The organism is Nonomuraea sp. NPDC049655 (assembly GCF_044465465.1).
Classification (GTDB): Bacteria; Actinomycetota; Actinomycetes; order Streptosporangiales; family Streptosporangiaceae; genus Nonomuraea.
Genome location: NZ_JBITLS010000010.1, coordinates 379,938 through 400,342 on the forward strand (window position 1 = coordinate 379,938; position 20,405 = coordinate 400,342).

Below are 20,405 nucleotides of genomic sequence, written 5' to 3' on the forward strand. Positions count from 1 at the left end.
GCTCGCTACGGTGACTGACGTGATCGTCAGGTCCCTGACCCTGCGCGGCAAGCGCACCCGGGCCACGTTGCTCGCGGCCGGGCGTGAGGCGTTCGAGGAGCACGGGTTTGACGCCGTGCGGATCGACGACGTGTGCGCGCGGGCCGGGGTCTCCCACGGCACCTTCTACACGTACTTCGACTCCAAGGAGTCGCTGTTCGGGGAGGTGGCGCAGACGGTGGTCGGCGAGATGTTCGCGGCGAGCGCGGTCGGCGACGCCGCCTCCGGCGACCCGTACGCCCGCATCGAGGCCGCCAACCGCCTCTACCTGCGGGCCTGGGCGGCCAACTCGCGCCTGGTCCGCATGGTGGAGCACGCCGCCGACGCCGACGCCCGCTTCGGGCGGCTGGTGCTGGAGCTGCGCGAGGCGTTCATCCGGCGCGGCGCCGACGGGCTGCGCCGGCTGCAGGAGCAGGGCCTGGCCGACCCCGCGCTGGACCCGCGGCTGACGGCCGTCATGCTGGGCGGCATGGTCGAGCACTTCGCCCACGTGTGGCTGGATCTCGGGGAGCGGGCCGGCGAGCAGGACGCCGTCGACCACCTGACCCGGCTGTGGGCGCGGGCCATCGGGCTGACGCCCGCGTCGACTTCGCGACAGGAGGCCCCGTGATCAGGAGCCGGCTCGACCCGCGCGACGCCGAACATCTGGCCCGGCGCGCGGCCATGCTCGCCAAGCTGGCCGAGCTCGACGCCGAGCACGCCAAGGCGGTGGCCGGCGGCGGCGAGAAGTACGTCGAGCGCCACCGCCGGCGCGGCAAGCTGCTCGCCAGGGAGCGCGTCGAGCTGCTGATCGATCCCGATTCGCCGTTCCTGGAGCTGTCCCCGCTGGCCGCGTGGGGCAGCGAGTTCCAGGTGGGCGCGGGCATGGTGACCGGCATCGGGGTGATCGAGGGCGTCGAGTGCCTGATCACCGCGAACGACCCCACGGTCAGGGGCGGCGCGTCCAACCCGTGGACGCTGCGCAAGTCGCTGCGCGCGGCCGACATCGCGCTGGCCAACCGGCTGCCGTACGTCAACCTGGTCGAGAGCGGCGGCGCCGACCTGCCGACGCAGAAGGAGATCTTCATCCCGGGCGGCCGGATCTTCCGCGACCTGACGCGGCTGTCAGCGGCGGGCGTGCCGACGGTGGCGCTGGTCTTCGGCAACTCCACGGCCGGCGGCGCGTACGTGCCCGGCATGAGCGACTACGTGGTGATGGTCCGCGACCGCGCCAAGGTGTTCCTGGGCGGGCCGCCGCTGGTGAAGATGGCCACCGGCGAGGAGTCCGACGACGAGTCGCTGGGCGGCGCCGAGATGCACGCCAGGACCAGCGGCCTGGCCGACTACCTGGCCGAGGACGAGCACGACGCGCTGCGCATCGGCCGCGCCGTCGTGCGCTCGCTCAACTGGCGCAAGCAGGGCGTGGCGCCGCTGCCCGCCCGCGAGCCCGCCTACCCGGCCGACGAGCTGCTGGGGATCGTCCCGGAGGACCTGAAGATCCCCTTCGACCCGCGCGAGGTGATCGCCCGCGTGGTGGACGGCAGCGAGTTCGAGGAGTTCAAGCCCCTGTACGGCCCCTCGCTGGTCACCGGCTGGGCGCGCGTCCACGGTTACCCGATCGGAGTGCTGGCCAACGCGCGCGGGGTGCTGTTCAGCCAGGAGTCGCAGAAGGCCACCCAGTTCATCCAGCTCGCGAACCAGTCGCGCACGCCGCTGCTGTTCCTGCAGAACACCACCGGCTACATGGTGGGCAAGGACTACGAGCAGGGCGGCATCATCAAGCACGGCGCCATGATGATCAACGCCGTGTCGAACTCGACCGTGCCCCACCTGACCGTCGTCATGGGCGCCTCCTACGGCGCCGGCAACTACGGCATGTGCGGGCGCGCCTACGACCCCCGCTTCCTGTTCAGCTGGCCGAGCGCCAAGTCGGCGGTGATGGGCCCGGCCCAGCTCGCCGGGGTGCTGTCGATCGTCGGCCGGGCCGCGGCGCAGGCCAGGGGGCAGGTCTACGACGAGGAGGCCGACGCGGCGATGCGTGCCATGGTGGAGTCCCAGATCGAGGCGGAGTCGTTGCCGTTCTTCCTGTCGGGACGGCTCTACGACGACGGGGTGATCGACCCGCGCGACACCCGTACGGTACTGGGGATGTGCCTGTCGGCGATCAACAGCGCGCCGGTGCCGCCCGCGGCGGGGTTCGGGGTGTTCCGCCCGTGATCACCCGTCTGCTCGTGGCCAACCGGGGCGAGATCGCCCGCCGGGTCTTCCGCACCTGCCGCTCCCTCGGCGTCTCCACGGTCGCCGTCTTCTCCGACGCCGACTCCGGCGCGCCGCACGCCCGCGAGGCCGACCTCGCCGTCCGCCTGCCGGGGACCCATCCGGCCGAGACCTACCTGGCGGTGGACCGGATCATCGAGGCGTGCCGGGTCTCCGGCGCCGACGCGGTGCACCCGGGCTACGGGTTCCTGTCGGAGAACGCCGCGTTCGCGCGGGCCGTGCTGGACGCCGGGCTCACGTGGGTGGGGCCGCCGCCCGAGGCGATCGAGGCGATGGGCTCGAAGATCGCGGCCAAGCGGCTGATGGCCGAGGTCGGCGTGCCGGTGCTGCCCTCGCTCGACCTGGCCGCCCCGGACGAGTTCCCGCTGCTGGTGAAGGCCTCCGCGGGCGGGGGCGGGCGCGGGATGCGGATCGTCAGGCACGCCGGCGAGCTGGCCGCCGAGGTGGAGTCGGCGCGGCGGGAGGCGGAGGCGGCCTTCGGCGACGGCGCCCTGCTCGCCGAGCCGCTGCTGGAGGCCGCCCGGCACGTCGAGGTGCAGGTGCTGGCCGACGGGCACGGCACGGTGTGGGCGTTGGGCGAGCGGGAGTGCAGCGTCCAGCGCAGGCATCAGAAGGTCGTCGAGGAGTGCCCGTCGCCGGGGATCTCGGAGCGCACCCGCGAGCTGCTGTGCGCGGCGGCCGTGCGCGCGGCCCGGCGCATCGGCTACGTCGGGGCCGGCACGGTGGAGTTCCTGGTCAAGGGCGAGCGGGTGGCGTTCCTGGAGATGAACACCCGGCTCCAGGTCGAGCATCCGGTCACCGAGCTGGTGTTCGGCGTCGACCTCGTCCGGCTGCAGCTGGAGGTGGCCGAGGGCGCGGCGCTGCCGTCCGGGCCGCCCGCGCCGCGCGGCCACGCGATCGAGGCGCGGCTGTACGCCGAGGACGCCGCCTACGTGCCCCAGACGGGCGTGCTGCGCCGGTTCGAGGTGCCGGGTGACGTCCGGGTCGACTCGGGCGTCGAGTCCGGGTCGCGGGTGTCGCCGCACTACGACGCGATGCTGGCCAAGATCGTCGCGTACGGCGCGACGCGGGCGGAGGCGGCGCGGAAGCTGGCCGCGTCCCTGCGCGGGGCCCGGCTGCACGGCCTCACCACCAACCGCGACCTGCTGCTGGAGATCGTGACCGATCCGGCCTTCCTCGCGGGCGAGACGAACACCGCCTTCCTCTCCCCCGGCGGCCCGCTGTCGCCGCCGTCGCCGCCGTCGTCCCCGTCGTCCCGGCCTTCCGGCGACAGCGGGCTGCCGGCGCTGGCCGCCGCGCTCGCCATGGCCGCCGGGCGCCGGCGCGAGGCCACCGTCCTGGCCGGGCTGCCCGGCGGCTGGCGCAACGTGCGCTCGCAGCCCGCCCGTGCCCGGTTCGAGGAGGCCGACGTCGTCTACGACCCGCTGCCCGCGGGCGTCACGGTGGTCTCCGCGCGGCCGGAGGAGGTGGTCCTGGAGCGCGACGGCCTGCGGCGGACGTTCCAGGTCGCCCGGTACGACGGCGACGAGCGCGTCTACGTCGACTCCTCCATGGGCGCGGCCGTGCTGACGCCGGTGCCGCGCCTGCCCGAGCCGGTCGAGCACGTCGCCCCGGGCTCGCTGCTCGCGCCCATGCCGGGCAGCGTGCTGCGGGTCGAGGTGGCCGAGGGCGACACGGTGGCCCGGGGCCAGCCGGTCCTGGTGCTGGAGGCGATGAAGATGGAGCATCGCATCGCCGCCCCGGCGGGCGGCGTGGTGTCGGACGTACGCGTCGAGAAGGGGCAGCAGGTCGAAGCCGGGGCCGTGCTGGCGATCATCCAGGAGGAGACCACATGACGAGCCTGGTGCACAGGGAGCTGGCGGACGGCGTGGCCACCGTCACGCTCGACTCGCCGGCCAACCGCAACGCGTTGTCCAGGCGGCTGCTGGCCGAGCTGGCCGAGCACCTGCGCTGGGCGCTGGCCGAGCCGGGGGCCCGGGTGATCGTGCTGACCGGCACGGGCCGGGTGTTCTGCTCGGGCGCCGACCTGAAGGAGCAGCGCGGCGACGCGGACGCGCCGGTGACGGCGTCCTTCCCGGAGATCATGACGCTGCTCTGGGAGAGCCCGAAGCCGGTGATCTGCCGCCTGAACGGCACGGCCCGCGCGGGCGGCCTCGGCCTGGTCGCCGCGTGCGACTTCGCGATCGCGCCGGACACGGCGTCGTTCGCGTTCACCGAGGTGCGGCTCGGGGTGGTGCCCGCGATGATCTCGGTGCCCGTGCTGCGCAGGCTCGACCCGCGGGCGGCGGCCGAGTACTTCCTGACCGGCGAGGTGTTCGACGCCGCCACGGCGGCCCGCATCGGCCTGCTGACCAGGGCCGTCCCGGAGGACGAGCTCGACGCGACCGTGCGCCACTACGCGGGGATGCTGGCCAGGGGCGGCCCGGAGGCGCTGGCCATCACCAAGCGGCTGGTGCGGGAGGTCCCGGCGGTGTCGTTCGAGGAGGGCCTGCGGCGGATGAGCGAGCTGTCGGCCGAGCGGTTCACCTCGGCGGAGGGGCAGGAGGGCATCGCGGCGTTCATGGACAAGCGTCCGCCCAAGTGGGTGCCGTGATGGCGCTGCGCGTCGCGAACTGCAGCGGTTTCTACGGCGACCGGCTCTCGGCGGCCAGGGAGATGGTCGAGGGCGGCCCGATCGACGTGCTCACCGGCGACTGGCTGGCCGAGCTGACCATGCTCATCCTGGCCGGCAACCGGCTCAAGGACCGTCCCGGCTACGCCCCGACGTTCCTGCGCCAGCTTGAGGACGTGCTCGGCCCGTGCCTCGACCGCGGCATCCGGATCGTGACGAACGCGGGCGGCCTCGACCCGGCCGGGTGCGCCGAGGCCGTGCACGAGCTGGCCGCCCGGCTGGGCCTGTCCCCCAAGGTCGCCCACGTGACCGGCGACGACCTCATGGGCCGCCCGCTCGACCTGGTCCACGCAGGCACCGGCGAGCGCGCGCCGGCCGCGCCGCTGACCGCGAACGCCTACCTCGGCGGCCGTCCGATCGCCGCCGCGCTGTCGGCGGGCGCGGACGTCGTGGTGACCGGCCGGGTGACGGACGCCGCCCTGGTCACCGGCCCCGGCATCTGGCGGTACGGGTGGGGCCCCGGCGACCTCGACCCGCTGGCCGGCTCGGTCGTCGCGGGCCACGTCATCGAGTGCGGCTGCCAGGCCACAGGCGGCAACTACGCCTTCTTCCAGGACGTGCCCGACCTGGCCCACTGCGGCTTCCCCATCGCCGAGCTGCGCGCCGACGGCTCGGCGGTGATCACCAAGCATCCGGGCACGGGCGGCCTGGTCTCGGTCGGCACGGTCACCGCGCAACTCGTCTACGAGCTGGGCGGCCCGCGCTACCCGGGCCCCGACGTGGTGGCCAGGTTCGACACGATCACGCTCTCCGACGACGGCCCCGACCGGGTGCTGATCTCCGGCACGCGCGGCGAGCCGCCGCCGGACACGCTCAAGGTCGCCGTCAACTACCCGGCCGGCTACCGCAACACGATGACGCTCGTCCTGACCGGCCTGGACGTCGAGGCCAAGGCGCGGGTCGCCGAGGAGGCCGTCTGGGCGCGGGTGCCGCGCGAGACCTTCGACCAGGTGGACGTGACGCTGACGGACGCGGGCCTGCTGCGGATCACCGTCATGGACGCCGACCGGCGCACGGCGGGCCGGGTCTTCTCCTCGGCCGTCGTGGAGACGGGCCTGTCCAGCTATCCGGGCTTTTACGGCCTCACCCCGCCGGGTGACGCCTCCCCGTACGGGGTGTACTGGCCGGTCCTGGTGCCGGCCTCGGAGGTGCGCCCGCGGGTCTTCCTGGACGGCGTGGAGCTGCCCGTCCAGGAGGAGCCTGCGGTTCCCCAGGGCGGGCCGGTCCCCGAGCCGCCCGCGCCGCCGCTTCACGCAGCCCCCGGCGGGCCTGCCGTGCGCGTGCCCCTGGGCCGGGTGGCGGGGGCGCGCTCCGGCGACAAGGGCGGCGACGCCAACCTCGGCGTCTGGGTCGCGACCGACGAGCAGTACGCCTGGCTGGCGGCCACCCTCACCGCCGACCGGCTCACGTCCCTGCTGCCGGAGCTGGCCGCCCACCGCGTCGAGCGGCACGAGCTGCCCAACATCAGGGCGCTCAACTTCGTCGTGCACGGGCTGCTGGGCAGAGGCGTGGCGGCCAGCCCGCGCATGGATCCGCAGGCCAAGGCCCTGGGCGAGGAGCTACGCGCCCAGATGGTCGACGTGCCGGCCGCCCTGCTGCCCCAGCGCCCGCAGGCCGAGCAGCCCGGCGCCTAGCAGGCCCGCGTCCACGCCGAGCGCCGACACCCGCACCTCGGGCGCGGGGCGGAAGGCGAGCCGCGCGGCCAGCCGGGCGCGCAGCGGGGTCAGCAGGGCGTCCCCGGCCAGCGACAGGCCGCCGCCGACGACGATCACCGCGGGGTCCAGCACCAGCGTGTACGTGGCCAGCGCCAGCGCCAGCGCCTCCACGGCCTCCGCCCACACGCGGGCGGCCGGCTCGTCCCCGGCGGCGGCCCGGCGGACGACGTCCTCGGCGCAGGTCTCGCCGGCGCGGGCGGCGACGGAGGCGGCCGAGGCGTAGGCGGACAGGCAGCCGCGCTGCCCGCACGGGCACGGGAGCCCGCCGGGACGCACCGGGATGTGCCCGATCTGCCCGGCCCAGCCGGCGGCGCCGCCGTACAGGGGGCCGGTCAGGACGACGGCTCCGGCGATGCCGGTGCCGATGGGCAGGTACAGCGCGTCGGGGGCCGCCGATCCGTAGGCCAGCTCCGCCTCGCCGGCCGAGCGCACGTCGTGGCCGAGGGTGAGGGGGAGCGTCCCGTCGGCGAAGGCCGCGGCGGGCACGTCCCGCCAGCCGAACGCGGCCGAGAAGACCGCCCGCCCGGACGCGACCAGGCCGGGCACGGCCAGGCCCACGGCCGCCGGGCGCAGCAGGGCGCCGGCGACGGTCCGCGGCGCGCTCAGGTCGGCGACGAAGGCGGAGATCGCCGCGATCACGCGTTCCGGCCCCTCGGTGCGGGGGGTGGGGCGGCGTTCCCGGTAGAGGATGCCGCCGTCCTGGGCGATCAATCCGCCCTTGAGGGTTGTCCCGCCCACATCGACTGCCACAACACACGTCATCCACCCATATTGTCCCAATGAAGGATGATGGCGGCCAGAGCCTGCCGTTCATGCCGGCCTCGGGTTGACCGGGCGTCGGCGGCTCTCGTAGGTTGAAGCCTCCAGAATATCGTTCTGTCAGAGGGCGGCCATGACCTCCACCCACATCGACGTCAGCGCCATCGACCTCGACGACCTCGGCGCGTGGATGGACGCCGAGGGGCTGCCGGGCGGGGCGATCACGGACGTCGCGCCGATCCCCGGCGGCACCCAGAACGTCATGGTCCGCCTCGAACGCGGCGGCCGGCCGTACGTACTGCGCAGGCCGCCCCTGCACGCCCGGGCCAGGAGCAACGAGGTGCTGCGGCGCGAGGCGCGGCTGCTGGCGGCGCTGAGCGGCACGGCGGTGCCGGCACCCCGGCTGGTGGCCGCGCAGACCGCCCGGGAGCCGGTGTTCTACCTGATGGAGCCGGTGGCCGGGTTCAACCCCTCGACCGGGCTGCCCGAGCCGCACGCCTCCGACGCCGCGATCCGGCACCGGATGGGCCTGGAGGCCGCCGCCGCGCTGGCCGAGCTGGGACGGGTCGATCCGGCGGTGCTGCCCGGGTTCGGCCGTCCAGAGGGCTTCCTCGACCGGCAGGTGCCGCGCTGGCTGAAGGAGCTCGACTCCTACGGCGAGCTCGACGGCTACCCCGGCCCCGACATCCCGGGCCTCGACGCCACCGCCGACTGGCTGACCCGCCACCGGCCCGCCGCGTTCGTCCCGGGGATCATGCACGGCGACTACCATTTCGCCAACCTCATGTTCGCCCTCGACGGGCCCCGGGTGGCGGCGATCGTCGACTGGGAGATGTGCACGATCGGCGACCCGCTGCTCGACCTGGGCTGGCTGCTGGCCACCTGGCCGGTGAACGACGGGCACGTGCCGGGGCTGCCGTCGGAGCGGGAGCTGGTCGCGTACTACGCGGCGCTGTCGGAGCGCGACCTGTCGGCGATCGACTGGTACGCGGTGCTGGCCTGCTTCAAGCTCGGCATCGTGCTGGAGGGCACGCACGCGCGGGCGTTCGCCGGCAAGGCGCCCCGGGACATCGGCGACGTGCTGCACGCGACCACCCTCGGTCTGTTCGGCCGCGCCCACGACATCATGGAAGGCTTGTTGCGCTGAACCCGATGCGGGAAAAGGATCACGCCGGACGCCCAGATGCGTACAATTGCGCGCAATTGCATCTGGCATTCGGGGAAAGGATCGTCATGCGCATGCGGTTCCTCGGCTCCACCTCGGAGGCGGGCGCCTGCCCCACCCTGTACGAGACCGATCGCGGCACCATCGTCGTCCAGGGGCTTCACGTCACCGACCCCGAGGCGCTCGCGGACCTCCGCGACGTGCTCGACGGCGAGGCCGCCGTCGAGGTGCCCCGCGAGCTCATCACGGAGATCGCCCGCCGGGTCCTGCTCGACGGGTCAGCCGGCGCCCGGCCCACCAGCGACGGGACACCGTCGGCAACCGCTTGATCACGATTGCGCGGCTGGGCCTGGCATGATCGGTGCCCGCGGAGCTAGCCTCTTGCCGCGTGACGTCCTATCAGCAGGCGCGCATCGACCTCGGCGGCCAGCTTCGCCAGTTGCGCGAAGCCGCCCACCTGTCGGGCAAAGACCTGGCCGAGCGGCTGCGCTGGCAGCCGTCCAAGGTCTCCCGCCTGGAGAACGCCAGGCAGACGGCGACCGAGGACGACGTGGTCGTGTGGGCGCAGGCCGTGGGAGCCGCGCCCGACACGACCGACGAGCTCATCAGGCAGGCCATCGCGCTGCTGGAGCGGCACGACGACTGGAAGCAGCGGCACCGCAGCGGCCTGGCCGCCATCCAGGAGGACATCCGCGACCTGGAGGCGCGCACGAAGCTGTTCCGCGTCTTCGAGCCCGGCATCGTCGTCGGCCTGCTGCAGACCTCCGAGTACGCCCGGCACGTGTTCCGCAAGGTCAAGCGCCTCTACAGCGCGGCCGACCAGATCGACGCGGCCGTCCGCGTGCGCATGCAGCGCCAGGAGATCCTCTACGACCGCACGCGCACGTTCCGGTTCGTGGTGCCGGAGTCGGCGCTGCGCAGCGCGCTGGCCCCGGCCGACGTCATGCGCGGCCAGCTCGACCGGCTGCTGGCCGTCAGCACGCTGCCCAACGTGGAGTTCGGGGTGATCCCCTTCGGCACCGAGCTGCCGTCCGCGCCGATCAACGGGTTCTGGATCTACAACGAGGCCATGGTGGGCGTCGCCACGATGACCAAGGACCTCGTGCTGCGCGACCCCGACGACATCGCCTTCTACGTGCGGGCCTTCGACGACTACGCCAAGGTGGCGGAGTTCGGCGAGCCCGGCCGAGAAGTCATCATCCGTATTCTTCGCGAATACCTGCAACAAACCCCACATTAACCTCAGCAATTGCTTGCCACCCGCAGCAAGATCGTGCAATTCTGTCGCGAGACGTTGCGGAGGTGACGCATGATGCTTGATACCGCGCTCTGCCTTGAGCGGTTCGCGTGGCACGCGGGCCGTCACGCCGATCTTTCGGTGCAGAATGTCGCGCTGGCCAGCGACCCGGCGTACGTGTCGGTGCGCAACCGGTTCTCCGCCACCCTGGCCGAGACGGTGACCTGCTCCGACGACGGCGCGTACATCACGTCGTGGGGCTACCGCCTCGGCACCGCCGAGGACGTCGAGTCGGCGGCCGCCCGCCTGGCCTTCCTGCTGGCCGCCCTGCCCGCCTGACTCGGGCCGGACCCGAGCCAGATCCAGGCCCACCCCGAGCCGGGCTCAGCCGAACCGCTCCACCGCGATGCCGGCCTCCCCAGCGGCGGCCGTGCGCGCGTGGGCCAGCAGCCGCGCCCGGTCGAGCACGTTGGGATGCAGGGTGTAGCGGATGATCAGGCCGTCGAGCATGGCGTCGATGCGCTCGGCCGCGCCCGCCGGATCGGCGCAGGCGAACTCCCCCGCCTCGGTGCCGGCCGACAACACCTGGGCCAGCGCGTCGAGCCAGGCCGTCTCCAGCTCCAGCATGATCGCGTTGACCGCCGGCTCGCGCAGCGCGGTGTTCCAGGCGTCGATCCAGAGCAGCCAGCTCTGGTCGGAGCGCGACTCGGGGATGTAGTAGCGCAGCACCCGGTCGAGGCGCTCCACCGCCGTGCCGGGGCCGTCGGCCAGCTCCTTGAGCCGGGCGCTCTCGATGTCGAGCGTGGCCCGCAGCATGGCGGTGATCAGCTCGTCCTTGGTCGCGAAGTGGTAGTGGATCAGGCCGCCGCTGACGTTGATGGACTTGGCGATGTCGGCGATGCGCGTGTTGGCCAGGCCGCGTTCGAGCACCACTTTGCGGGTGGCCTCAAGGAGCTCTGCTCTGCGCTGGTCGGCCTGATCGGCCCGGGTCGTACTCGCCACCCGATCAGCCTATAGCGCGCCGCGGGGACGGGCCCCGCGGCCGCCGTCGCTTCCTCAGGGGGCGCAGTCGTACAGGCCGGTGTGGCCGTCCACGGCCGCGCAGTGGGCGGTGACCCAGGTGGTCACCGCGGTGTCGCCGCCGCCGGGGCCGCCCCGGCCGCCGGGCAGCACGTACCTGAGCCGTCCCGACGAGACGAGCTCCCGCAGGCGGGGGACGGTCATGGCGGGGTCGGAGCCGGTGAAGCCGCCCATGGCGATCACCGGGCGGCCGGTGGACAGGATGATCGAGGACGCCTGCTGGGCGCTGCCCACGGCCACCAACCACGTCGCCCGGCCCTGGTTGGCGACCAGGTACCGCACCGTCGAGCCGGCCACGCCGCCGCCCATGGAACCGCGCTCCCGGACACCCGGCTCCCCCTGCGGCGGCTCGCCGCCCCGGAGGGCGTCCGTCCGGGGGCCGGGGAGCTCGCCGCCCGGCGGCGGGCCGCCGAAACCGCCGGGGCCGCCCGTGCGGCCCGTGGACGGGCCCGCCGTGGGATTGGTCCCGTTCACCCGCGCCCCCAGCGGTGAGACGGCATAGGCCGCCGGACCGGCGAGCCCCGCGACCACAGCGGCCGCCACCGCCACGACGGTCACCCGGCCCGCCATCCGCCCCCTGCCCGCCACGAGCCCTGTCGCGGCCCCTGTCGCGGACGCCGGCACGAGCCCTGTCACGAGCCTTGTCACGAGCCCTGTCACGATCACCGTCACGAACCCCGCCACGGCCACTGTGGTCGCCCCGAGCACGACCCAGGCCAGCCACGGCAGCCACTCCGGCGTGCGGCGCAGCACCACGAACGCCCACCCGCCGGTCACCGCGACCGCCACGGGCAGCGCCCACGCCCAGCCCCGCGACCCGCGGTACGCCTGCCACATCACGGTCGCCCCCATGCCGGTCAGCGCGGCCACGGCGGGCGCCATCGCGGTCGTGTAGTAGGGATGGAACGTTCCATGGGAGAAGCTGAACACGGCGTGGTGCACGACCAGCCAGCCACCCCACAGCAGCCAGGCGGCCCCGTCGAAGAGGGGCCCGCGCGCCCGCAGCAGCACGACGAAGGCGAGCGCCACCGCGCAGAACGGCAGCAGCCAGGAGATCTGCCCGGCCATGACGTCGTTGAACAGCCGCCCGGCCCCGGCCTGCCCGCCGAAGTTCGCGCCGCCGGACCCGCCGCCGGCCCGATCCTGGCCGAAGATCCGGCCGAGCCCGTTGTAGCCGATCACCAGGTCCCGGACGGTGTTGCCGGTCGAGCCGCCGACGTAGGGCCGCGAGGCGGCGGGCCAGAGGTCGACGACCACCATCCACCAGGCGCTGGACGCGACCAGCACGACCCCGGCGGCCAGCAGGTGCCCCACCCGCCGGGCCAGGCCGTGGCGGGCGCACACCAGGTACGCCATCCCGAACGCGGGCACCACCAGGTACGCCTGCAACATCTTGGCGTTGAACCCGAGCCCCACGAACAGCGCGGCGAGCAGCAGCGGCCGCAGCCGGGCCGTGCGCAGGGACTCCAGGCAGAACCAGGCCGCCAGCACCAGCAGCAGCACGAGCACGGTGTCGGGGTTGTTGTCCCGGTTGATGGCCACCGTGATCGGGGTGAGCGTCATGACCACGGCCGCGACCAGCGCCGCGACGTGCCCCTGACGGGTGCGCCCGAAGGACCGGCGGACCGCCGAGTACACCGTCCCGACGGCCGCCACTCCGGCGAGGACCTGCGGCATCAGCATGCTGTACGTGCCGTGGCCGAAGATCCGCGCCGACAGCCCCATGACCCACAGCGCGAGCGGCGGCTTGTCCACGGTGATGAAGGACCCGGCGTCGATCGCGCCGAAGAAGAACGCCTTCCAGCTCCGCGTGCCCGACAGGACGGCGGCGGCGTAGTACTCGTTGGCGTTCCCGCCGAGCGCCCAGGCGTACAGGACGAAGGCGGCGGCCAGCACCGTCCACATCGCGGGCCGCGACCAGCGCGGGTCGCCCGCGGCGCCGGTCAGCGCGCGCACCCGGGCGGGCGCGGCCACGGCGGTCATCGCCCGCTCCTGCGCCGGGGGTTGAACACCCACACGCGCAGCAGCAGGAACCGGACGAGGGTGGCCGCCGCGTTGGCCGCGATGACCGCCCCCAGCTCCACCCCGTGCGAGACCCCGCCCGGCAGCAGCGCGAGGCTCCCCGACGTCAGCGCCAGCCCCACCAGGAACGCGATCAGGCCTTCGAACTGGTCGCGCAGCGCCCCGCCCGAGCCCTTGACCCCGAACGTGAAGCGGCGGTTGGCCGCCGTGTTGGCCACGGCCGTGACGAGCAGCGCGACCGCGTTGGCCGGCTGCGCCGGGACGACCTGCCGCGACATCGAGAACAGCGCCAGGTAGGCCAGCGTGCTGACCACGCCCACGATCGCGAACCTGGGCAGCTGCCTGGCCATCCCCTTCGGCAGCTCGGCCCGCCGCACCCGGGCGGGCATCGGCAGGCGCGCCGCGCCCGACAGGGTCCTGCGGGCCACCCTGGCCAGCCCGCGCAGGTCGTCCAGGGCGGTCCGCAGGAGGTCCACGCGGCTGTCGGGGTCGTCCACCCAGTCGACGGGGACCTCGTGGATGCGCAGGCCGTGCCGCTCGGCCAGCAGCAGCAGCTCGGTGTCGAAGAACCACTGCTCGTCCTCGACGGCGGGCAGCAGCGCCTGCGCGATCTCCGTGCGCACGGCCTTGAACCCGCACTGCGCGTCGGAGAACCCGGCGCCCATCACCGAGCGCAGCAGCAGGTTGTACGAGCGGGAGATGAACTCCCGCTTGGGCCCGCGCTCCACCCGCGAGGCTCTGGCCAGGCGGGTGCCGATGGCCAGGTCGCTGTGGCCCGACAGCAGGGGGGCGACCAGCGGGAGGAAGGCGTCCAGGTCGGTGGACAGGTCGACGTCCATGTAGCTGACGACGTCGGCCTCGCTGGTGGACCAGACCTGGCGCAGTGCCCGGCCGCGGCCCTTCTCGTCGAGGTGCACGGCCCGTACCTGCGGCAGCTCACGGGCCAGCTCGGTGGCCAGCCGCCAGGTGTCGTCGGTGCTGGCGTTGTCGGCGATGGTGATGCGGAATCCGTAGGGGAACGTGGTGGCGAGGTAGGCGTGCAGCCGGGCGACGCTCTCCCGCAGCGCCCGCTGCTCGTTGTGGACCGGGACGACCACCTCTACCAGGCGCGTCCTTACCGCTGTTGTCTCCATGCAGCCAGCTCACGATTCGGGTCTTTGAGAGGACTTATCCGATTGTGAGTGACGCGTGAGAGTTCCGGGAAGATCGATCGTCGCGATCGCGCCGCCGCCGGGCGCGTTGGACAGCCGTACCTTGCCGCCGGTCTCGGACACGGCCTGCGCCACGATCGCCAGGCCCAGCCCGGAGCCGGGCAGGCCGCGGGCCGAGGGCGAGCGCCAGAAGCGCTCGAAGACGTGCGGCAGCTCCTCCTCGGGGATGCCGGGGCCGTGGTCGCGGACCGTCAGCCGGCCGTCCTTGAGCGAGACCTCGACCTGGCCCTCGGGGCTGAACTTGCGGGCGTTGTCGATGAGGTTGAGCACGGCGCGTTCGAGCGAGGCGGGGCTGCCGACGACGTACCAGGGGTGCAGGTCGGTGCGCACGTCGGCGCCGCGCAGCCGGGCGCGTTCGGCGGCGGCCGTGACGACGTCGTGCAGGGCCAGCTCGACGTGCGGCTCGTGGTCGGTGTCGCCCCTGGCGAGCTGGAGCAGGTCGCCGACCAGCGTGGACAGCTCCGCGAACTGCGCCTTGACGTTGACCAGCAGGCGTTCCTTGGCGCCCGGGTCGAGCTGCCTGCCGGTCTGCTCGCTGCGCAGCAGCAGGTCGATGTTGGTGCGCAGGGTGGTGAGCGGGGTGCGCAGCTCGTGACCGGCGTCGGCGACGAGCTGCTGCTGGCGTTCGCGGGAACCGGCCAGGGCGGCGGTCATGGCGTTGAAGGAGGAGCTGAGCCGGGCGATCTCGTCGTTGCCCTGGACGGGGATGCGGGTGTTGAGGTCCTCGGTCTCGGCGATGTGCTCGGCCGCCTTGGTCAGCCGGCCCACGGGACGCAGGGCCGTACGGGAGATGGCCCGTCCCGCCAGTGCGGCGCCGATCACGCCCACGGCCGCGATGGCGGCGAGCGCGAGCGCGGTGTTCCGCAGGGTGATCTTGATGTGATAGAGCGGCCTGGCCTCCAGGACGGCCACGCCGGGCGCGAAGTTGACGGCCACGACGCGGACCTCGCTGCCGTCCCGCGTCACGCCGTAGCGGTAGACCGGCTCACCGCCACCGGATGTCGCCCCTTTGTCCTCCTCCGCCGGCACGATCGGCGAGCCGAGCGAGCAGGTCCTGCCGTCGGCGAACAGCAGCGTGGCCATGTCGTGGTAGTCGGAGGCGCCCTCCGGTGTGCAGTTCTTCTGGAGGAACCGCTTGTCCCCCTCGCCCTCCGGCTCCAGGATGGTCTGGTCGAGCTGCCTGATGACCTGGTTCTGCACGATGAACCAGGACAGCCCGGCGCACACCGCGATCGCGATCGCGACGGCGGCCGCGACCAGCAGCGTCAGCCGTGTGCGCAGGCTGTTGCGGATCACGGTGTGGCCCGCAGGACGTACCCCACCCCGCGGACCGTGTGGATCACCCGGGGCTCTCCCCCGGCCTCGGTCTTGCGGCGCAGGTACATGACGTACACGTCGAGGGAGTTGGAGGTCGGCTCGAAGTCGAAGCCCCACACCTCGTTGAGGATCTGGTCGCGGGTCAGGACCTGACGGGGGTGGGCCAGGAACAGCTCCATCAGCAGGTACTCGGTCCTGGTCAGGTCGAGCGCGCGGGCGCCGCGGGTGACCTCCCTGGTCGCCGGGTCCATGCGCAGGTCGCCGTAGGACAGCGTGCCGCTGTCGGCCGAGCCCGCGTTGAGCGCGCCGCGGCGCAGCAGCGCGCGCACCCGGGCCAGCAACTCGTCCAGCTCGAACGGCTTGACCAGGTAGTCGTCGGCCCCCGCGTCGAGCCCGGACACCCGGTCGCCGACGGCGTCGCGGGCGGTGAGCATGAGCACGGGGATGTGGTTGCCCTGGGCCCGCAGCCGCCGGCAGGCGGTGAGCCCGTCGAGCCGCGGCATCATCACGTCGAGCAGCACCGCGTCGTACGGCTCGCCGGCCAGCGCCTCCAGCGCCGCCTGGCCGTCGTTGGCGGTGCCGACCCGGTAGCCCTCGAACTCCAGGCTCGACTGCAGCGCCTCGCGCAACGCGGGCTCGTCGTCCACCACCAGCAACCGTGCGGGCTCACTCATGTGTCACAAGATATGAGCCCACTATGAGAGCACGATGAACGGGATCACCGACGTGCCCTGAGAAATCGCCGCCGGGGAACGGCGGTCTTTCCGGCCCGGTTCAGGGCCGCAGCAGCGCCATGGCCGCGTTGTGGCCGCCGATCCCGCTCACGCCGCCGCCCCTGCGGGCCGCGGCGCCGCACAGCAGGATGCGTTCGTGCCCGGTCTCGACGCCCCATCCCCTCTCTTCCGCGTACGGCCAGCTGAGGTCGGCGTGGAAGATGTGGCCGCCCGGCAGCCCCGCGTCCCTCTCCAGGTCGACGGGGGTTTTGACCTCGACGCACGGGGTGCCGTCGGGGGTGCGCAGCAGGCAGTCCTCGATGGGCTCGGCGAGCACCGCGTTCATGGAGGCGAACGTGGCCCGCAACGCATCCTCACGCGCTTTTTCTGGATTTTCCCGGAAAAGTCGGGCGGGCATGTGGAGGCCGAACAGGGTCATCGTCTCGGCCTTCCCCCGCAGTTCCGGCCCCAGAACGGACGGGTCCGTCAAGGAATGGCAGTAGACCTCCGCGGGCGGCGATTCCGGGATCTCCCCTCGCGCCGCCTGCTCGTACGCCTTCGCGAGCTGGTCGCGCCCCTCGTTGATGTGGAACGTGCCGCTGAAGGCGGCCCGGGGATCGGCCGAGGGGTCCTTCAGCCGGGGCAGCCGGGCGAGCACCATGTTGATTTTGAGCTGCGCGCCCTCCGGCACGGTCGCGGGCCCGCCGAGCACCCGGTCGAGCACCGCCGGGGGCAGGTTGACCAGCACGTGGCGGCCGTCCACGGTGTGCTCGCCGTCCTCGGCGACGTACGTGACCTCGCCCGACGGCGAGATGCCGACGATCTCCGCGCCGGTCCTGATCTCCGCCCCGGCCCGCCTGGCCGCCCGCTCCAGCGCGCCGGAGACCGCGCCCATGCCGCCCACCGGGACGTTCCACTCGCCGGTGCCGTCGCCGATCACGTGATAGAGGAAGCACCTGTTGGCCAGCAGGTCGGCGGACGGGTCGGCGAACGTGCCGATCAGCGCGTCGGTGAGCACGACGCCGCGCACGGTGTCGTCGGCGAACCGCTCGTCCACGGTCTGGCCGACGGGCCGGGCGAACAGGTCGCGCCAGGCCGCCGGGCCGACCAGGCGTTCGATCTCGGCGGGCGTGCGCAGGGGTTCGAGCAGCGTGGGGGCCAGGACGCGGGCCACGTCCGCCGTCATGGCGTAGAAGTCGCGCCAGGCGCGGTGGTCGTGCTCGCCGCCGGTGACGGCGCGGAAGGAGGCGGCGGTGCGGGCCTCGTCCTCGTTGTCGACGAGCAGGCCGGTGTCGCCCTTGGGGGTGTAGGAGGCGTACCGGCGGCGGCGCAGGTCGAGGTCGAGCCCGAGGTCGCGGACGATCTGGGTGGGCAGCAGGCTCACCAGGTAGGAGTAGCGGGACAGACGGACGTCCACGCCCGGGAAGGCCCGCGTGGAGATCGCCAGGCCGCCGACGTGCCCCAGGCGCTCCAGCACCAGGACCCGGCGGCCGGCTCCGGCGAGGTAGGCGGCCGCGACCAGCCCGTTGTGCCCGCCACCTGCCACGACGACGTCATACGCACCCATCCCCGCACCCTATGACCCGACCTGTGCCCTTAGTCAACGGTTCGTGCGGAGATGGCGCGGCCACTCGCGGGTGGGCCCGGCCGGGGTCCCCTCCCGGCCGGGCCCGGATCCGTCAGCCCGTCCGGTTCACCCAGACGCGCTTGACCGGCCACGGCGTGAGCCGTACCGAGGAGACCCCGCCGACGGCCGTCCAGCCGCCGGTGAGGACGATCGGCCCGGCGTACGGGTGCGACTGCTCCACCCCGACGGCGTGCTGGCCGGTGCCGGAGGTGCAGCTGCTGTAGGCGTAGCCGCCGCTGACCCAGGCGGTGCAGTCGGTGGGCGCGGCCAGGGCGGGCGACGGCGCCAGGCCCGCCGCGGCGAGGCACATCACCGCCGATCCGGCCAGGGCGACGAGGGGACGACGAAGGCTCATGCGGAGTCTCCTGAGGTTCGGGGGGTGAACGCGCTCTTATTTTTAGGAAACTTTCCTAAGGGAAAGCTAGATCGCGTTCCAGGCGGCGTCAACGGCCACCTTCGGGCACGTGCTCACGGACGGCTGGCGATGGCCAGGAGCGTGGCGGCCGGGACGGTGAGCGAGCGCCCGCGCCGCCACACCGCGCGCAGGTTCCGCACCAGGTTGAGCCCGGCGAGGGGCACCTCGACCAGGCGGCCGGTCGCGATGTCCGCCTCGACCGCGTAACCGCTGAGCACCGCGGGCGCGGCCCCGGCCTGCGCCGCCCCCTTGACCGCCGAGTTCGACCCGAGCTCCAGGCGAGGGCTGGCCCGGTGGAGGCTCTTGAACGCCACGTCCAGCGTCTCCCGGGTACCCGAGCCCGGCTCACGTACCACCAGCGGCGTGGCGGCCAGCTCGGCCCCGCGCAGGGCCGTACGGCGGCGTGCCCAGGGATGGCCGGGGGCCACCACGACGACCAGCCGGTCGGTGCCCACCACCCGGCTGTCCAGCCCCTCCGGCACGGTCGGCCCCTCGACGAAGCCGAGCTCCACCTCCTCGCCCAGCACCCTGGCCGCGACGTCGGCGGAGTTGACCACGTCCAGCCCCACCTGGACCTCGGGCTCGCGGTTCTGCAGCTCGCCGAGCCAGCGCGGCACCAGGTACTCGGCCACCGTCATGCTGGCGGCCACCCGCAGGTGGGCCGCCTCGCTGTGCCGCACCGCCTCCACGGCCCGCATCAGCTCCTCGGCCGCGGCCAGCACCTGGGCCGCCCATCCGGCCACCATCCGGCCCTCGGCGGTGAGCGTGGACCCGCGCGGCGTGCGCTCCAGCAGCGGGACGCCGAGGCGGCGCTCCAGCATGGCCACCCGCTTGCTGGCCGACGGCTGGGCCATGCCCGCCGCCTTGGCCGCCTGGCCCAGGCTGCCCAGCTCGCCCACGTCGACCAGCAGCTTCAGCGAGTCGAGATCCGGCAGCGCACTCATAGCCACAGGCTATGGCCTCCCAGTCAACGCGTGTCTACCGGCCGGTACGGAGGGCCCGAAGACTGGGATCATGCCTCTCCCCGACCAGCGGACACCCCCGCTCACCGCGCCCCGGCCGACCCCCGACCCCCGAGGCGGCCAGGCGCCGGCCGTCCCCGCGACGTCGGTGTGGCCGGGCATCGGGCTGGCGGCCGTCGCCGTGGTGGTGGCCATGGTGGCGAACCGGTTCGCCCCGGCGTTCAGCCCTGCGGTGATCGCGGTGCTGTCCGGGGCGGTCCTGGCCAACCTCGCGGCCTGGGCGGCGACGTCCGCGCGATGGGGCGGGGCGGGGGCCGTCTGGGAGCGGTTCAGGCCGGGGCTGGCGTTCGTGGCCCGGCGGGTGCTGCGGGTGGCGATCGCGCTGCTCGGGCTCCAGATCGCGCTGCCGCAGGTGCTCGCGCTCGGCTGGCAGACGCTGGTGATCGTGGTGACCGCGACCGGCGTGACGTTCACCGTGACGCCGCTGATCGGCCGCCGCCTGGGCCTGTCGTCCGGCACGTCGCTGCTGGTGGCGACCGGGGTGTCGATCTGCGGGGCGGCGGCGGTCGCGGCCATGCGCGAGAGCGCGGAGGACGCCGACGACGACGACGCGGCCGCCGCACTGAGCGTGGTCGTGCTCTACGGCAGCGCGGCCATCGTGGCCGTCCCGGCGCTGGCGGCGCTGCTCGGGCTGTCGCCGGCCCAGCTCGGCGTCTGGACCGGCGCGGCCGTGCACGAGGTGGCGCAGGTGGCCGCGATCGGCGCGGCGTCGGGCGTCCTGGCCGCCGCGGTGACGGTGAAGCTGGCCCGCGTCGTCCTGCTGGCCCCCATCGTCGCCCTGACGTCCTTCCGTGCCCGCCGCTCCGTGACCGCGCCCGCGGCCGACCGGCGGGAGGGGCGCCGGACGCCCGTCATGCCGCTGTTCGTGGCGGCGTTCCTGGTCATGGTGGCGGTACGCAGCACCGGCTGGGTCCCGGACGTCGTCACGCGGGCGGTCCCGCAGGTCACCAACGTGCTCATGGCCGCCGCCCTGTTCGGCCTGGGCACCGGGATCGACGTGCGCAAACTCGTCAAGGGCGGGCGGGCCGTGCTGCTCGGCGCCATCGCCACCGGGCTCATCGCCGCCGTCTCGCTCACCGGGGTCGCCGTGCTGCTGTGAGGCCGCCCGAGTGGACGTCCTGGCCGGGCCACCGTACGCTGCTCTGTTCGGAACAAA

At 73.7% G+C, this 20,405-nt stretch carries 19 protein-coding genes; 10 read left to right on the plus strand and 9 right to left on the minus strand.

Annotation, left to right across the window (positions count from 1 at the left end; genetic code table 11):
* Positions 1 to 19 precede the first annotated feature (19 nt).
* From ACIBQ6_RS31510 to ACIBQ6_RS31530, 5 genes are read left to right on the plus strand one after another with little or no spacing between them, the layout of a single operon-like run.
* Positions 20 to 649: a TetR/AcrR family transcriptional regulator gene (locus tag ACIBQ6_RS31510; protein ID WP_397216265.1), complete on the plus strand. Its 630-nt coding sequence runs from the start codon at positions 20 to 22 to the stop codon at positions 647 to 649.
* Between the two features lie 53 nt (positions 650 to 702).
* A complete protein-coding gene (locus ACIBQ6_RS31515; RefSeq protein WP_358285984.1) occupies positions 703 to 2,235 on the plus strand; it encodes an acyl-CoA carboxylase subunit beta in 1,533 nt (510 codons plus the stop codon).
* A complete protein-coding gene (locus ACIBQ6_RS31520; RefSeq protein ID WP_397216267.1) occupies positions 2,232 to 4,130 on the plus strand; it encodes a biotin carboxylase N-terminal domain-containing protein in 1,899 nt (632 codons plus the stop codon). Before ACIBQ6_RS31515 ends, ACIBQ6_RS31520 begins: the two co-directional genes overlap by 4 nt.
* A complete protein-coding gene (locus ACIBQ6_RS31525) occupies positions 4,127 to 4,888 on the plus strand; it encodes an enoyl-CoA hydratase-related protein (RefSeq protein WP_352320246.1) in 762 nt (253 codons plus the stop codon). Before ACIBQ6_RS31520 ends, ACIBQ6_RS31525 begins: the two co-directional genes overlap by 4 nt.
* Positions 4,888 to 6,600, plus strand: a complete 1,713-nt coding sequence (locus ACIBQ6_RS31530; RefSeq protein ID WP_397216352.1) for an acyclic terpene utilization AtuA family protein — start codon at positions 4,888 to 4,890, stop codon at positions 6,598 to 6,600. The genes ACIBQ6_RS31525 and ACIBQ6_RS31530 overlap by 1 nt, the downstream gene beginning before the upstream one ends.
* Here the strand turns inward: ACIBQ6_RS31530 and ACIBQ6_RS31535 are convergent.
* Positions 6,526 to 7,431, minus strand: coding sequence for an ROK family protein (locus tag ACIBQ6_RS31535; protein ID WP_397216269.1), 906 nt, complete (start codon positions 7,429 to 7,431; stop codon positions 6,526 to 6,528). The two genes, ACIBQ6_RS31530 and ACIBQ6_RS31535, sit on opposite strands and share 75 nt — an antisense overlap.
* Before the next feature lie 142 nt (positions 7,432 to 7,573).
* Here ACIBQ6_RS31535 and ACIBQ6_RS31540 point away from each other — a divergent pair, with 142 nt between their 5' ends.
* The 4 genes from ACIBQ6_RS31540 to ACIBQ6_RS31555 all read left to right on the plus strand — a co-directional run bounded on the left by ACIBQ6_RS31540 (position 7,574) and on the right by ACIBQ6_RS31555 (position 10,181).
* The gene (locus ACIBQ6_RS31540; RefSeq protein WP_397216271.1) at positions 7,574 to 8,587 is read left to right on the plus strand and encodes a phosphotransferase family protein; all 1,014 of its coding nucleotides are present in this window, start codon (positions 7,574 to 7,576) and stop codon (positions 8,585 to 8,587) included.
* A gap of 86 nt (positions 8,588 to 8,673) precedes the next feature.
* The gene (locus ACIBQ6_RS31545) at positions 8,674 to 8,934 is read left to right on the plus strand and encodes a hypothetical protein (RefSeq protein ID WP_397163840.1); all 261 of its coding nucleotides are present in this window, start codon (positions 8,674 to 8,676) and stop codon (positions 8,932 to 8,934) included.
* Between the two features lie 59 nt (positions 8,935 to 8,993).
* Positions 8,994 to 9,845 carry a helix-turn-helix transcriptional regulator gene (locus ACIBQ6_RS31550; protein ID WP_357964569.1) on the plus strand — a complete coding sequence of 284 codons (852 nt, stop codon included), beginning with the start codon at positions 8,994 to 8,996 and terminating at the stop codon, positions 9,843 to 9,845.
* A gap of 69 nt (positions 9,846 to 9,914) precedes the next feature.
* A complete protein-coding gene (locus ACIBQ6_RS31555; RefSeq protein ID WP_352320256.1) occupies positions 9,915 to 10,181 on the plus strand; it encodes a hypothetical protein in 267 nt (88 codons plus the stop codon).
* Between the two features lie 45 nt (positions 10,182 to 10,226).
* Here the strand turns inward: ACIBQ6_RS31555 and ACIBQ6_RS31560 are convergent, their stop codons facing one another.
* The 8 genes from ACIBQ6_RS31560 to ACIBQ6_RS31595 all read right to left on the minus strand — a co-directional run bounded on the left by ACIBQ6_RS31560 (position 10,227) and on the right by ACIBQ6_RS31595 (position 19,171).
* On the minus strand, positions 10,227 to 10,844 hold the full coding sequence (locus ACIBQ6_RS31560) for a TetR/AcrR family transcriptional regulator (RefSeq protein WP_387664398.1): 618 nt from the start codon (positions 10,842 to 10,844) through the stop codon (positions 10,227 to 10,229).
* 54 nt (positions 10,845 to 10,898) lie between these two features.
* A complete protein-coding gene (locus ACIBQ6_RS31565; RefSeq protein WP_397216273.1) occupies positions 10,899 to 12,905 on the minus strand; it encodes a glycosyltransferase family 39 protein in 2,007 nt (668 codons plus the stop codon).
* On the minus strand, positions 12,902 to 14,077 hold the full coding sequence (locus tag ACIBQ6_RS31570) for a glycosyltransferase (RefSeq protein ID WP_397216275.1): 1,176 nt from the start codon (positions 14,075 to 14,077) through the stop codon (positions 12,902 to 12,904). Before ACIBQ6_RS31570 ends, ACIBQ6_RS31565 begins: the two co-directional genes overlap by 4 nt.
* A 9-nt stretch (positions 14,078 to 14,086) precedes the next feature.
* The gene (locus ACIBQ6_RS31575) at positions 14,087 to 15,451 is read right to left on the minus strand and encodes a sensor histidine kinase (protein ID WP_397216277.1); all 1,365 of its coding nucleotides are present in this window, start codon (positions 15,449 to 15,451) and stop codon (positions 14,087 to 14,089) included.
* A complete protein-coding gene (locus ACIBQ6_RS31580; protein WP_397216279.1) occupies positions 15,448 to 16,146 on the minus strand; it encodes a response regulator transcription factor in 699 nt (232 codons plus the stop codon). Before ACIBQ6_RS31580 ends, ACIBQ6_RS31575 begins: the two co-directional genes overlap by 4 nt.
* A gap of 100 nt (positions 16,147 to 16,246) precedes the next feature.
* On the minus strand, positions 16,247 to 17,752 hold the full coding sequence (locus ACIBQ6_RS31585) for a phytoene desaturase family protein (RefSeq protein WP_397216281.1): 1,506 nt from the start codon (positions 17,750 to 17,752) through the stop codon (positions 16,247 to 16,249).
* A gap of 112 nt (positions 17,753 to 17,864) precedes the next feature.
* Positions 17,865 to 18,167, minus strand: coding sequence for a hypothetical protein (locus ACIBQ6_RS31590; protein WP_357964583.1), 303 nt, complete (start codon positions 18,165 to 18,167; stop codon positions 17,865 to 17,867).
* Positions 18,168 to 18,280: 113 nt separating this feature from the next.
* The gene (locus ACIBQ6_RS31595; protein ID WP_397216283.1) at positions 18,281 to 19,171 is read right to left on the minus strand and encodes a LysR substrate-binding domain-containing protein; all 891 of its coding nucleotides are present in this window, start codon (positions 19,169 to 19,171) and stop codon (positions 18,281 to 18,283) included.
* 70 nt (positions 19,172 to 19,241) lie between these two features.
* Here ACIBQ6_RS31595 and ACIBQ6_RS31600 point away from each other — a divergent pair, with 70 nt between their 5' ends.
* On the plus strand, positions 19,242 to 20,348 hold the full coding sequence (locus ACIBQ6_RS31600; RefSeq protein ID WP_397216285.1) for a YeiH family protein: 1,107 nt from the start codon (positions 19,242 to 19,244) through the stop codon (positions 20,346 to 20,348).
* The last annotated feature ends 57 nt before the right edge of the window (positions 20,349 to 20,405 follow it).